We start from the raw sequence: 13312 nt of genomic DNA, 5'->3' as shown, positions 1-13312 counted from the left end.
GCAAAATTGTAGCCTGCGCCTATTCGAGCATCTAGGTAAATCTTGGTTTGGGCAGAAGCCTCCTGCAGTAATACCCCCGCTAACAGCAAAACGAGTGCCGCCGAGCAATAGCGACTATTCATGATACTATTGGTTTATGTAGTAACGCCTAGATTTAAAATTGCCAGTCTCAAATTTTACGCTGATTTGATATTTGTCTAAACCTCTGGTGGATTCGTGATAGCGCTTTACGGCTTTGTTGTCATTGCATGAGTTGCCGATAAAAGCATTATAATAATTGGTGTAATTTAAGCATTTCTCACGCCAAAAGGCTCCTGGGTCCGGAATGATGCCCATGCAAGCTTCTTTAGAAAACCAAATCCCTAAGGTTCGCTTTTGAAGTTTTACTTTGGCTAAAAGTGAAAAATAAATGCCAAATTTTTGATATTCAGCGTTGCATTTCATTCGCAGGTTGTTGGCCAGATAGTCGTAGTCATCATCCACGCGTCTTTCCGCTCCGTTACCACATCCGAACCCGCTGCCCAATCCAATTCGAATGACCAACGCTGAAGTACCTTGGTCCTCGGTTGTGATGAGGTCAAGGGCCGCTTCGTCGAAATAATAGTACTTTATTTCTTCGCTGTCGGGGTTGCTCACCATTCGGTCATATAATTCATTTGCTCTGTTTGCTGGAATGTGATAGATGCGCCGTTGCGCAAAATCAAGCCGGTAGATTCGGTCCGCAATCTGCACCGTCCCTTCGGGCGACACCACGGCCGCAAAATAATCGTCTTCGATGGGACAGGCAGTGGAATCGCCGTTAGCAGCTGCTTCCGCGTGCTTTTTTCGCATCGAGTAAAAGTTGCCGTGCTGTTCTTCCCACTGAGCTAGGTGACCATCAACGGTTTCTTCCGGCAACAAATCATCAATGTTGTGAACGGCCTCTTCAAACTCGGCACGGTCAGTGAAGGCCAAATAGCGGCCGATATTGGCGCTGTTGCCCACGCCGACACGCGCAGTGGGAGTGGTTGAGTCAACGGCTTTTTCGCAGCCTGAAAGAACCAAAAAGGTGCCAACGAGCACCAAACACGAACAAAAGTGTCGAAAATCGGGTAGAAATTTTATGCAGTGATTGAAGGTTAATGGTTATTGTATAAGCTCTTAACGAGTGGTTTAGTTTTTTGTTTTATAATTCAAATAAATTTGAGTTTATATACTATCGACCCCATCAATCTGAGCTGGAAGTGCCCACGCATGCAAAGCCAGTCTAGCTCCCAGTTCTCAGTTGATGTGCGCCAAGCTAGGAATTCATTGAATAAAGAGTAGCCACCGCGTGCGACATAAAACCAGCCCGACGCTAAAGTAGTGGGCAGAAAATTATTAGCTAAGTGAATTAGTAACTTCGCACTTGCGTTGCTAACTTCACCAGCCGAATTCGCGTTACAATCAACGCCATTCCCGGCTGCCGCCCCCCGATGATTAACACCAACCTCAAATTTTGCCGGCGCGAGCTCGCCCTTACGCAGGCCCAGATGGCCGACAAACTCGGCATCAAACGCTCCCTGGTGGGCGCCTACGAAGAAGGCCGCGCCGAGCCCCGCCTCGCCACCCTCGTCAACATGGCCCGCTTGTTCGGCATTACGCTCGACCAGCTGGTAACCACCGACTTCAGCAAGAAGAAGAATACCAAAATCATTGGCTCCCTGCCCGCGACCGACCCCGCGGCCGCGGACACTGACGACAACCCCGAGCCGCCCACCCCCGCCGGTGGCAAGCTGCGCGTGCTGGCCTTGACCGTGGACAAGGACCAGAACGAAAACATCGAGCTGGTGCCCCAAAAAGCCGCCGCCGGCTACCTCAACGGCTACGCCGACCCCGAGTACCTGGAGGTGCTGCCCAAGTTCCGGCTGCCCATGCTCTCGCAAACGGGCACCTACCGCGCCTTCGAAATTGCCGGCGACTCCATGCTGCCCATTGCCAGCGGCACGGTCATCGTGGGCCGCTACGTGGAGGACTGGACGACCGTGAAGGACGGCACGCCCTGCATCGTGGTGAGCAGCAAAGACGGCATCGTGTTCAAGCGCGTGTTCAACAAACTGCGCTCCAACGCCATGTTTGTGCTGCACTCCGACAACCCACACTTCACCCCCTACGACGTGAACGTGGACGACGTGCTGGAAATCTGGGAAGCCAAAAGCTACATCAGCAGCACGTTCCCCATTGCCGAGCTCTCGTTGGAGCGCGTGGCTAGCCTCGTGCTCGACCTGCAGCAGCAAGTGGCCTTGCTCAAGAAAGCGTAATTTTTGGACTCGTCATGCAGAGCACAGCGAAGCATTTCGCGTGTGGTAGTTAAGTAGTTTTCCGAGGCAAGATGTCTCGGCTGCGCTCGACATGATGGTATATTAGCAGAAAAGCCCTTCCGTCCGCGCGGAAGGGCTTTGCTTTTGGGGCCTGTCCCAACCGCAACAACCGCCACCGCGTATGCGGTGCACGCCCACTTTTATTGTTCCGCTCATGCTCAAGTACATTTCCGCCGCCGACCGTTACCATGCGGCCCCCGCGTCGTGGCTCAGCAGCTACTTTTTGTTTTCGTTTGCCGACTATTTCGACCGCGACAACATGAACTTTGGCCCCCTGCGCGTCTTCAACGACGACAGCGTAGCGCCGCAGTCGGGCTTCCCGCAGCACCCGCACTCCGAAATGGAGATTGTGACGCTCGTGCTGGACGGCGAAATCACGCACCAGGACACGATGGGCAACAAAACGACCATTAAGGCCGGTGAAGTGCAGCGCATGACGGCCGGCACCGGCCTGGCCCATTCCGAATTCAACCGTCAGGATAAGCCCCTGCACCTGTATCAGCTGTGGTTTATTCCGGGGCAAAAGGGTTTGGCCCCTAGCTACGAGCAAAAGGACCTGGGCTTCACCAGCGGCAACAAGAACGAGTTGGTGCCCCTCGTGACTGGCCAAAAAGTGCTTGAGGACGTGGTGTACATGAATTCCAACAGCACGGTGTATTGGTCCAACCTGAACGAAGGCAAGGAAATTGAATTCAAAACTTTCCCCATTCGGCTCACCTTCATCTACGTGAAGGAGGGAAGTATTTTCGTAAACGGCACCGAACTCGGCCCCAACGACCAAGCCCGCATGACCGACGACCACGTGGTGCAAATTCGGGCTTCCAAAGACGCGCAGTTCATCCTGATTGACTTGCCCAGCGCCGAATCGAATTATTAGTCGGTAGCAGGAAAAAAGTAGCAAGTAACAGGACAGTAAGTGGCTGTCATGGAGTGACCAACTGAAGTGTGGTTCTCTGCCTGTCTGCTCAACCTGCGGTGGTACACAAGCAAAAAAGCCGGCAATAGCCGGCTTTTTTGCTGTAAGAATTTTTAGCGATGAGTTAACGCTCAATAAGCAGTGATAAAGCCCTTGTTCACTTGAATAATTAGCGAACAGACGGTCTTGCCACTTGCCTCTCACTACTGATTTAAAAGTTGTAAGAACCGCCGGCTGAAAAGCCCGTTGCTTTGCCAATGTTGCGGCCAGCTACGTAGGTATTGGCGCCCAACACCACGCCGAAGCCGTTGGCAATGGGCCGGTAGCCGCTGATGCCCAGGCGGATGTAGTTGACCCGCGTGGAGGGAAAAAACCCGTTAAACCCGTTCTGCGAGATGTCGGTGCCGCCGTTCGACTCTTGGAAAGACGCGTAGCCCTCGATGTAGTTTTTGGGGCCCGCGTAGCCGATTTTGGCTTCTCCAATCAGGGCGTGGGGCACTTGGCCGGTGCGGAGGCTGTAGCCCACTTGCCCGGTGACGAACACGCCCGTGCTGGTTTTGAGGTGCGCCACGCCCGACGCCGTGTACTTGGTGGCGCGGTTGCCGATGGCGATGATGTAGCCGTAGCCGGTGTTGGTTTCGTAATTGCCGACGGGCGTGCTGAAGCTGGCCACGCCCAGCAGGTCCAGAATGCTGCTGCCCAACTCAACGGTATAAGACTTGAACTTCAGGATGGCCGTAACGTCCTGCAAGCCCTGCCGAACGTTGGTGTAGCCGGCCGTGGAGTACAGCGCGTTCAGGTCGCTAATGACCGTGCCGGGGGCCTTGCCCTTCGACTGAATGTAGGGCAAGCTGATGATGGCGTCGATTTTGTCGGAGAGGCCGTAGGTCGCGTACAGGTTGAGAGAGTTGACCCGCACTTCCTGGAAAATGGGCACGCCTCTGATTTTATCTGGCGCCAGGTACACGTCGTCGTAGCGCTCGGTTGTGCCCGAAACCACCACTGACCCGTGGCCTTTTCCAGCCATAAAACCGCTCACAAAACTTTGGGCCTGCGCCGTACCCGAGGCGCCTAACAGCAGGGAAGTGGCCAGCAGTGGGAAGAAGTTTTTCATAAATAGAAACTATCTGTGGTAGAATTAGCTAAATAGCTATTCTGGCTTGGTAGAAAAGCATTAAGCGCAGACGGAGAGGCGCGCGCAATTTACGGAGGAGTTTGGGGAAATGGATTTATCTTAGCGCAATCCAAAGCCATTTTAAAACCGTTTGTATTCAGCGCTTTGGGCCTAACGCAAGAATAGGCTCGATAAACTCAATATTTCCTCCGATGAAAATCATCATTACGCGCAAGATAGGTGCTTTCGCGCTTGGGCTATTGCTGCTGGGCGGCTGCGCCAAAAACGAAGACGTCGATGCTTCCATCACCAACATTGCCGTAACGAACCCCGACTTCCAGACCCTGGAAGACGCCGCCGTACGCGGCAACGTGGCCGTGATATTGGGCAACAAAAACCCCGACCCGCAAAGCGAGGGCAACTTTACCGTGTTTGCCCCCACCAACGCCGCCTTTGCCCGGCTCGGGCTAAACAGCGCGCAGGACCTGACCGGCTTGCAGCAGTCTTTCCTGAGCAGCACCTTGTTCTATCATGTATTCAGTGGCTCGCTGCCGGGCAGTGCCCTCACGGCGGGAAGTGCTTCGCCCGGAGTATTCAAAACGGTGGCTACGCCTACAGCGCCATCTGTTACCCCTGCCCGCCGCATTATTCAGCGCGCTAACGGCGAGATGTTCGTGAATGGCTCGAAGATTCTGAACAAGGACATAACGGCCGCCAACGGCTTAATTCATCCCATCGACAAGGTGCTGCTGGCTACCGGCGGCAACGTGGTGCAGTCGGCGGTGGCGCTGAGCACCGGCAAGGACGTTTTCGTGAGCCCCGAACTCACGTTTCTGGTGGCTGCGGTGGTCAAGTGCAACCTGCAAGGCTTGCTTTCGCAGCCCGGTCCCTACACCGTATTTGCTCCCACCGACCAGGCTTTCAGGGATGCCGGCATTGCCAGCGTCGACGCCATCAACGCCATGACGCCGGCCCAGGTAACGGCCCTGACCAACATTTTGGCCAATCACGTGCTGGCAGGCAGCCTGGGTAATAAGTTTACGCCCGAATTGCCCGAAAGTACCTCGGTCAATTCGTTTGGCGGCGGAGCACTGCAAATCGGCGCCTTCACCAACGGCGTGATGACCGTCAAGTCGGGCAGCAACGCTACCCCCGCCAACATGGTGATTCCGGACGTGCAGTGCACCAACGGCGTGGTGCACGTCATCGACCGGGTGCTGCTGCCCTAAGCGGGAGCCCTTCAATAGTCCTTAACTAGATTCCCAACTGCCTGGCCTGCCACCGAGGGTGGGGGCGTAATGGCACAATACCGCATGTTACATATGCTGTCCCGCAAGGCGGGAAAATGGGCGCTATGGCTCTGTTTTCTGCCCGGGTGGGCAATGGGGCAAGGCACCACGCCGGCGCCGGCCGCTGCCGTGGTGGCGCCAGCGCCGGCACCCGGCACCCTGGCCGGCACGTGGAAAGGCCCGCTGTCGATACCCGGCGGCACGTTGCCCATTCAGCTCAACATCATTCAGCCGGGAGCCAACAAGCTAATCGCCACGTTCGACTTGCCGGGCAAGCGCACCAACCGCACGGCGGCCTCGGTCACTTTTCGCGGCGATACCCTGGTTTTTTACGCCGCCATGGCCGACTGCCGCTTCACTTGCCTGCCCACGAGCGACGGGGAAGAGCTGCGCGGGATGTGGACCCAGCCCGGGCTGCAAGTGCCGCTGACGCTGCGTCGGTACGCCGACGGCACTACGCTCGTGGCCAGCCGGCTGGCTCCCGTGCGCGTTACCACGTACCACGTCGAACCGGTAACCGTGACCAGTGGCAACGTGCAACTGGCCGGCACGCTGAGCATTCCGGACGGCACCGGCCCTTTTCCGGCGGCGGTGCTGCTTTCCGACATGGGCAGCCAGGACCGGGACGCGCGGATGGGAAAATACCGGCTGTTTGCCGACATGGCTTCGGCGTTGGCGCGGCAGGGCATTGCCGTGCTGCGGCTCGACGACCGCGGCGTGGGCCAGTCGGGCGGCAACGGCGCCCAGGCCACCACCGCCGATTTGGTAAAGGACGCGCAGGCAGCCTTGGGGTTTCTGCGGGTGCGGCCCAGCCTCGACCCCGCCCGAACGGGGCTCATTGGCCACGGCGAAGGCGGCAACGTGGCCCTGCTGGCGGCGGCCCAGCCCGTGCCCCCCAGCTTTGTGGTGACGCTGGCGGCGTCGGGCCTGAGCGGCCTGGAACTGCTGGCCAACCAGCCAGAGCCCGTGGCCAACCCCGCCGACACTGCGCGGGCAGGGGCGGCGCGGCGCCAGGCCTGGGCCGCCGTGCTCGACAAGGCCTCGGCCCTGCGCGCCAGCGGTTCCAACGCGGCGCAGGTGGAAACCTACGTGGCCCAGCAACGCATAAAACTGAAGAACGAGGAGCGGAAGCGGGCCGACGCCATGCTCAAGTTTCGGCGCAACATGCTGGAAATTATCCGGCAAAATACCAACGACGACCAAGCCCGCGCCATTGTGGTCAACATGCTGCGCCAGCGCTACCCCGAGCAAGAGCCGGCTTTGGCCAACAGCCGCGCCGAGCAGCTCATCACGCCCTGGCATCGCTACTACATCAATTTCAACCCCCAGCTGCAGCTCGCCGACGTGCAGTGCCCGGTGCTATTGCTCCAGGGCACCGACGACGCCGAAGTGAACGCCGCCACCAACCTGCCAGCGCTCGAAAAAGGGCTGCGCGGCAACAAACGCGTCACGGCGCGCCGCCTGCCCGGCGTCAACCATTGGTTCCAAAAGCCGGCTGCCGAATTGCTACCGGACGCCGACGGCCGCATTGACCCGGTGGTTTCCCCCGCGCTGCTGGAAACCGTGCGCGATTGGGTGTTGGAGCAAGCGGCTAATTAGGCTGTCTCCGTCAACAAAATTCATCGAAGTAGAGACGCAACAGCTTGCGTCTCGTCGGCTGCGCCGCATAGCTGTCGTTCGCCGCGTAGTTCAACGCATCGTCGTTCAACGACGAGACGCAAGCTGTTGCGTCTCTACCGCGGCTCGGCTAACCGAAACCTATTGACACAAGGTAAAATGGAACGGTCATGCTCACCTGGCATTCGCGCAGTTGAAGCATGACCGTTGAATCTCATTTGACTGCTTTTATAGTTGCTTCACAGGCACTACATGGTGTATTTGCGGCCTTTGTTCTGCACTTTCAGGTAAGCCAGCAGGGGCTGGAAATAGTCGACCATGGCGCGGGCCGAGAGGTCTTCGCCGGTCTTTTCCTTTAGCACCGCGCGCCAGTCGCGGCTCGAGCCGGGCTGCATGATGTCGCGCAGAAAGTTGCCCACTTCCTTGTTGCCGTAGTAGTTGGTGGCGTGCGGGTCTTGCTTCAGAATGTTCTTGGCAATGTGGTCGTGCAGCTGGAACAGGATGACGTAGCTCAGCGCGTAGTCGTAGTACTGGGCGGGGTCGTCGTTGATGTGCGTTTTGGTGGCGGGGTCGAGGTAGTTTTCGCCGCGAGTGGTGGGCGGCACCATGCCTTGGTACTGTTTGCACAGCTCCCACCAGCGGGCGTTGAGTTTGTCGGCCGAGAGTTTGTCGGCGTAGAAGCTGTTTTCCCACTCGCTCATCACACCCGAGGCAAAGGGAATGAACACCACGTAGCTCAGTGCTTCTTTGAGTAGCTGCTGGGTTTGGTCGGTTTTGGCGGTGGGTGAAACCAGGCCCAGACCGGCCAAGAAAGGCTTCTGCTTGGCCGCCAAACCCATCATCGAGCCAATGGCTTCGTGGTAGGCGCGATTGGCACCCTGGCGCAGCAGCGGCGGCACCTCGGGGTTGGAGTAGGTCTGGTAATAGAAAATGTGGCCCAGTTCGTGGTGCGAGGTTTCGTACCACTCGGTGTTGGCCTCTACGCTCATCAGGCTGCGCAGGTCGTTGTTCAGGTCGATGTGCCAGGCCGAGGCGTGGTTGTTCTTCTTGTAGTCGGCGCCGGCGGGCAGCGGGTACAGGCTGCTTTTCTCGTAGAAGGAAGCCGGCAGCGCCGGAAATCCCAGGCTCTGGTAGAACCGCTCGCCCTGCTTCACTTGCCATTCGGCTCCTTTCTTGGCCAGCACCGCGTCGAGGTTCAGGCCCTTCACGTCCACCATCGAGCCCCAGTCCTGGCCCCAACGGTTGGGCAACCAATGCGCCGGCAGATAGTCGGGCACCTGCTTGGCCTTGTATTTTTTGGCCAGCTCGTAGCGGGCGTAGGTGTGCAACTCGCGGTAGAGGGGCCGCAATTCGGTGTTGATTTTGCGCACCAGCGCCATCATCTCGTCCCGCGTCAGGCCATAGTCGGAGGCCTGGTACGTAAAATAATCGGGGTAGCCCAGGGCCTGCACGGTCTGGTTGCGCAGCTCGCGCAGGTTCAGTAGGCCCTCTTTCAGGGTGGGGCCGATGGCCTTGCTGGCTTCCCACACGGCTTGGCGCTTCTGGGCGTTGTTCTCCTTGCGCAGCAGCTCGTCGAGGTCGTTGGTTGTGACGGACTTGCCCGCGTATTTGTACTCGAAGCCGTAGAGCTTTTCCGTTTGGGCGGCCTCAGCCTGAATGCGCTGCTTCACCACGTCGGCCACCGTTTGGGGGTTGTTGGCGGCGATGTAGAGGGCGGTTTCCAGCTGCTTGGTTTGCAGCGCGGTGAGGTCGGCTTTGTGGGCCAGCAGCTCGCGCAGCTGCCGGATGTTGTCGGCGCTGCCCGTGAAGGCGGCCATGCGCTGGTTGGCGCGGGTGGTGGCCCCGGCGTTGGCCGTGTCGCCGGCCACAATGTGGGTATTGGAACGCCACTCGGCCTCGCTGGAAGCGGTGTAGAGCCGCACGTACTCGGCGTTGTAGGCGGTCAGGAACTGGTCGGCCTGGGCCCGGTAGTCGGGCGGGGCGGGGGCGGTGGGGGCGGCGGGAGCTGCAGTTGCGGCCGGTGCCGTGGCCACGGGCGTTTTTGCGGTGGGAGCGCAGGCGGCCAGCAAGGCAGCAGGTATGATGGAAAGCAGAGACGTTTTCATGCCGCAAAGAAAAGCATTCGCCGTGCGCACGGGGCTGAGCTTTCGCCTCAGTGTTTCATGCCACCCATGGCGGGTTTGCCTTTGCCCAACTGGTCGAGGGCCGCGCGGAACCCCGCGGCCAGCTGGATGGCCGGCCCGCGCCCGTAGTAGTGCAGAAACACCATGCGGGGCTGGTCGAACAGCATGTGGTTGTGCACGGCCACCACTTCCAGGCGGTGGGCGCGCAGGGCCCGAATGACGGGGTTGACCTCGTGCTCCAGCATGGCAATGTCGCCAGCAATGTGCGCGGCCTGCGCCGTGCCCGCAAATGCGGCCCAGGAATTCAGGCCGATGGCGGCCGTCATCTCGGTGTTCATCATCAGCACTTGCAGGTCGTCGCGGCCCACGGTGTATTTGTAGGTGGGGCCGTTCACCTTGCCCTGGTACTTTACCACGGCATCCAGGGCCGGCAAATCAAACAGCTCCTTGCCGGTGGGGGCGGCGTTGTTGCCGGTTGACGCCGGACCAGTTGGGCTCGGCGGCTGATTGGCCGGCAGCAGCTTCGAGTTTTTGAGGGTAGCGGCAAACTTGCGGGCCAACGCGGCGGGCGTTCCCATGCCGTGCACGTGCATGTAAAAGATGCGCGGGTCTTCGTAGAAGAAATGATTGTGCACGGCCCCGATTTCCAGGCCGTTGGCGTGGGCCGCGTCCATTAGCGGGGCCACTTCCTCTTGCAGTAGCACGGTGTCGCTCATCAGCATGGCCGATTTGCCGTCCAGGGTGCGCTTGATGGCCGCCCAGCCGCCAAAGCCGAACGAAATGGGCACGGGCTCGCCCCGCACGGCCATTTTCAAATCGTTGCGGGGCAGGGCGGTGACGTGGGTGGCCTGGGCTTCGTCGTAGCTCCCTTTTTTGCCCATGGCCGTCTCAATGGCTGCAATGTCGGCTGCCGTCAGGGGAGGGGTATTGGTTTTGAGGGGCTTGGCTGCCTGCGCCTCGACGCCCAGTAGCGAAGTGGCTCCCAACAGCGCGGTGGCGCGCAGAGCTTCGCGCCGAGACATGGAGTCATTCATGGAAAGAAACGAGCAGGAAGAAGTGGCAAAAGGATAGGCTGAGGACGTGCAGAACCAGTGGTCGTACCTGCTTCGCTGTTGACAACAAGCGATGACGGAATTTGGTCAAAAAAAGGCCGTAGAGGAAACGCCGCCCAGTGATAGCAGGCTCACCGGAGTCCTCCAACGTGTGCGCAAGCTGATTTAGCAGCTCCAAAATTAGGACTTGCTTTCGCCCAGCGGCACGCTGTCGAGGTGGCAGTCCTTGTACTTCTTGCCGCTGCCGCAGGGGCACGGGTCGTTGCGGCCAAACTTGCGGCGGCTGCGCAGCGTCTTCAGCCACTCGCGCGGGTCGGTGGCGAAGCGCAAGAAGCGCTTCTTGGGGTTTTGGCGGAAAGCGCGGCCCAGCAGCTCGTACAGCTCGGGGTGGTTTTCCTGCAGTTTTTCGGGCTTCTCGAAAAAGTATTCGGTCACCACGGCGAAGAACTCGGCTTCGTTGGTGGCCGCGTAGGGGTTGATTTCGGACTTTCCGGCCTCGATGGCGGCAATTTCGCGCTGCATGACTTCGGCCCAGGGCTGGAGCAATTCGGGCGGCAGGGCGGCTTTGGGCACGCCGTCAATCACGCCGTCGGCCTCGTCCAGCATGTGGGCAAACTCGTGAATGCCCACGTTCTGGCGGTCCAGCCCGTCGCGAAAGCCTTGCTCCAACGACGCCTTCGACAAGCGCATGTAGTGCTGATTTTGGAAGTTCTGCACCGAGCCCAACAGGGTGCCCTGCAACGGCTTCACTTCCTTGGTGGGGTCGTTTTCCAGTTTCCACGCGTCCGGCACAATGAGCACTTCGCCCAGGTTGCTGTACTCCCAATCGGGAAAGCCAAACACTGGAATGATGGCCGAAGCCGCCACCAGCAGGCGGGTGGTGTCGTCGACCTCCGTTTGCACGCCGGTGATGCGCGTGCCGGCCAGAAACACCTGCACCTGCTTCTCGAACCGGGCTTTTTCCTTCTTGGTGAGGGAAAGGTAAAACGCGACCCGCTCGGCCAGAATGTGGCGCCAGGCAACTGGAAATTCCTCCGCCAAGGCCTCGGTGCGCCGCCGCGAGTCGGCCGTGGCGTATTGATAAAAAGCGTAAACGACGGCGGCCAGTACCGCCAGGGAAATCAGGTAAACCATGGGCCGGTTAAACGGCGGCTGGGCCGGGAAGTTGGTTTACCGCAGCCTATTTGCTCGCCTTGGCGGCGTCCGGGTTGCGGCCCAGTTGGTAAGCTACACCCAGCCGCAACGCTACATTGGACCCAATGAAATTGGACAAGTACTCTGTTCGGCTCACATTGCCCTCGTCGTAATACATCTGCCCGTCGAGGTTTAGGGTGAGGCGATTGCTGCGCCAACCCAAGCTGAGGTTTGGGAAATAGGTTGGGTCGGCGTACACCAGTTTTTCGCGGGTGCGCGGGCCGGTTGGGCCGGTGGAAGTAACCACCGTTTGGCCCAGGGCGGAATTAAGCTCGTAGCCCACGCCCAGCAGCCATTTCCGCTCCTGCGGCAAGGGAAAAAAGAAGCGGTATCCTATCCGAGCCGTGCCCAGCACATGGCGGCTCTCGACATTGCGCTGGTTCGGCACAAGGTTGCCGTCAGTATACACCAACAAGGGGGTCAGGCTGCCAAAGGTGCTGAAGCTGAGCTCGCCGTAGAGGGCCGATGTGCGGCTGGGTTGAAAAAGGTCGGCGTACAAACCCAGGTAAGGAAGCGCTTGGCAATCAGTGCACTCAGCCTTGTTGTTATAGTAATTAGCGGTTCCGCTTACAATGCGGTTGTAGCGCACCCCGGCCAGCACCCCGCCAAGCAGCGCCACGCGGCGACGCGGCTTGGCGCTGCTCAGAAAATCGCGGCCAGTTTGCTGACCGGGGGCACACTCCCGGTTGTAGGCTTGCACAATGGCGACCAACGCCTCGGCCGTAAAGGGGGCCGTGCGGGCCATTTTGCTCGCGGGGCATTTGGAGAAATGGTTGCCCAATAATGCCTTATAGTTGTTGCCGTCGGCAATGGCCCACACGCCGTTGTCGTTTTCACGCAGGTATTTGTGTTCGCTCAGGCTGAGCATGGGCCGACCGGGGCTGCTGACCACGTAGTGAACGACACTGGACCGGGCCACCCGATACAAGCTGCCCGTGCCTTCCACCAGCACTTCGGCCAGCAGCGTATCAATCTTAATGTCGCTGGCCAGGACGCGTGCCAGCTTGTCCAATTGGGTTTGGGCGGCGTAGTCAATGGGCAGGGCCTCGTAGCGGAAATACCGGCCGCCGGTGAAGCTCACCGCCCGCAGCTGGCGGGGCTGAAACAGTTGGCTGGGGCTGCCGGCCGCGGGCCGGAAGCGGATGAAGGCGGGCGGTTCTACCCAAAAGCCGTTCTCGAGTTCGCCCCGCAGGGTGTCGCCTTGGCTTGTTACCAGCAGGCCCGGCTCGTAGGCCTGGGCCCGGGACTCAAACGCGCAGAAGAAAAAGGCGGGTAGAACGAAGAGTAAGCGTAGCAGCATGCAGAAAGGTTAAGTTGGTAGCGAGAATAAGGGCAAATGTACTGCGAGCTTCTCGTGAAGTAGGGCCACAAGTTTGGCGTCTCCAAACGGGTATTTGTCCGGGATGCGCAGCACGATGACGGGCTTGCCGGTCAGCTCTTCCGCAAACTTTTCCTGTAACCGGTCAGCGTGCCGGCGCTCCATCACAAAGATGACCTCAGCCCAGCCCAGGTGGCCCGCCGTGACGCGCACGCGGGCACCCGGCTCGGTGCCGGCCGAGCGCGCCTCGTAGTGCGGGTGGTCATCAAAGAGCCGCTCGGCGGTGAGGCTGCGCCACTTGTTCTGGCTGCAAATGAACAGGAGGCGCATGCGAAGAAGTAAAAAACCGT

At 59.2% G+C, this 13312-nt stretch carries 11 protein-coding genes; 4 read left to right on the top strand and 7 right to left on the bottom strand.

What is annotated here, in order from left to right; all coding sequences use genetic code 11:
- Positions 1-126: 126 nt before the first annotated feature.
- Positions 127-1065: a hypothetical protein gene (locus VF629_RS03445; RefSeq protein WP_331057055.1), complete on the bottom strand. Its 939-nt coding sequence runs from the start codon at positions 1063-1065 to the stop codon at positions 127-129.
- 389 nt (positions 1066-1454) lie between these two features.
- Between VF629_RS03445 and VF629_RS03440 the strand changes: the two genes are divergently transcribed.
- Complete coding sequence (locus VF629_RS03440) at positions 1455-2279, top strand: helix-turn-helix domain-containing protein (RefSeq protein WP_331057054.1); 825 nt, start codon at positions 1455-1457, stop codon at positions 2277-2279.
- A gap of 214 nt (positions 2280-2493) precedes the next feature.
- A complete protein-coding gene (locus VF629_RS03435; RefSeq protein ID WP_331057053.1) occupies positions 2494-3216 on the top strand; it encodes a pirin family protein in 723 nt (240 codons plus the stop codon).
- A gap of 250 nt (positions 3217-3466) precedes the next feature.
- On the opposite strand, the gene VF629_RS03430 is transcribed toward VF629_RS03435, so the two are convergent.
- Positions 3467-4369: a hypothetical protein gene (locus VF629_RS03430; protein WP_331057052.1), complete on the bottom strand. Its 903-nt coding sequence runs from the start codon at positions 4367-4369 to the stop codon at positions 3467-3469.
- A 212-nt stretch (positions 4370-4581) separates the two neighbouring features.
- On the opposite strand from VF629_RS03430, the gene VF629_RS03425 reads away from it, so the two are divergent.
- Together VF629_RS03425 and VF629_RS03420 are read left to right on the top strand one after the other, a co-directional pair.
- The gene (locus tag VF629_RS03425; RefSeq protein WP_331057051.1) at positions 4582-5598 is read left to right on the top strand and encodes a fasciclin domain-containing protein; all 1017 of its coding nucleotides are present in this window, start codon (positions 4582-4584) and stop codon (positions 5596-5598) included.
- A 153-nt stretch (positions 5599-5751) separates the two neighbouring features.
- Positions 5752-7257: an alpha/beta hydrolase family protein gene (locus tag VF629_RS03420; RefSeq protein ID WP_331057050.1), complete on the top strand. Its 1506-nt coding sequence runs from the start codon at positions 5752-5754 to the stop codon at positions 7255-7257.
- Positions 7258-7523: 266 nt separating this feature from the next.
- Here the strand turns inward: VF629_RS03420 and VF629_RS03415 are convergent, their stop codons facing one another.
- From VF629_RS03415 to VF629_RS03395, 5 genes are all read right to left on the bottom strand, one after another.
- The gene (locus tag VF629_RS03415; protein WP_331057049.1) at positions 7524-9380 is read right to left on the bottom strand and encodes a M2 family metallopeptidase; all 1857 of its coding nucleotides are present in this window, start codon (positions 9378-9380) and stop codon (positions 7524-7526) included.
- Positions 9381-9427: 47 nt separating this feature from the next.
- The gene (locus VF629_RS03410; protein ID WP_331057048.1) at positions 9428-10432 is read right to left on the bottom strand and encodes a DUF1259 domain-containing protein; all 1005 of its coding nucleotides are present in this window, start codon (positions 10430-10432) and stop codon (positions 9428-9430) included.
- 198 nt (positions 10433-10630) lie between these two features.
- Positions 10631-11584: a zinc-dependent peptidase gene (locus tag VF629_RS03405; protein ID WP_331057047.1), complete on the bottom strand. Its 954-nt coding sequence runs from the start codon at positions 11582-11584 to the stop codon at positions 10631-10633.
- 46 nt (positions 11585-11630) lie between these two features.
- Positions 11631-12944, bottom strand: a complete 1314-nt coding sequence (locus tag VF629_RS03400) for a hypothetical protein (protein ID WP_331057046.1) — start codon at positions 12942-12944, stop codon at positions 11631-11633.
- A 9-nt stretch (positions 12945-12953) separates the two neighbouring features.
- On the bottom strand, positions 12954-13292 hold the full coding sequence (locus VF629_RS03395; protein ID WP_331057045.1) for a protein tyrosine phosphatase: 339 nt from the start codon (positions 13290-13292) through the stop codon (positions 12954-12956).
- Positions 13293-13312: the final 20 nt, after the last annotated feature.

It is taken from the genome of Hymenobacter sp. (genome assembly GCF_036388155.1).
Classification (GTDB): domain Bacteria; phylum Bacteroidota; class Bacteroidia; order Cytophagales; family Hymenobacteraceae; genus Hymenobacter.
This window is presented reverse-complemented; position numbering and strand designations above follow the sequence as displayed.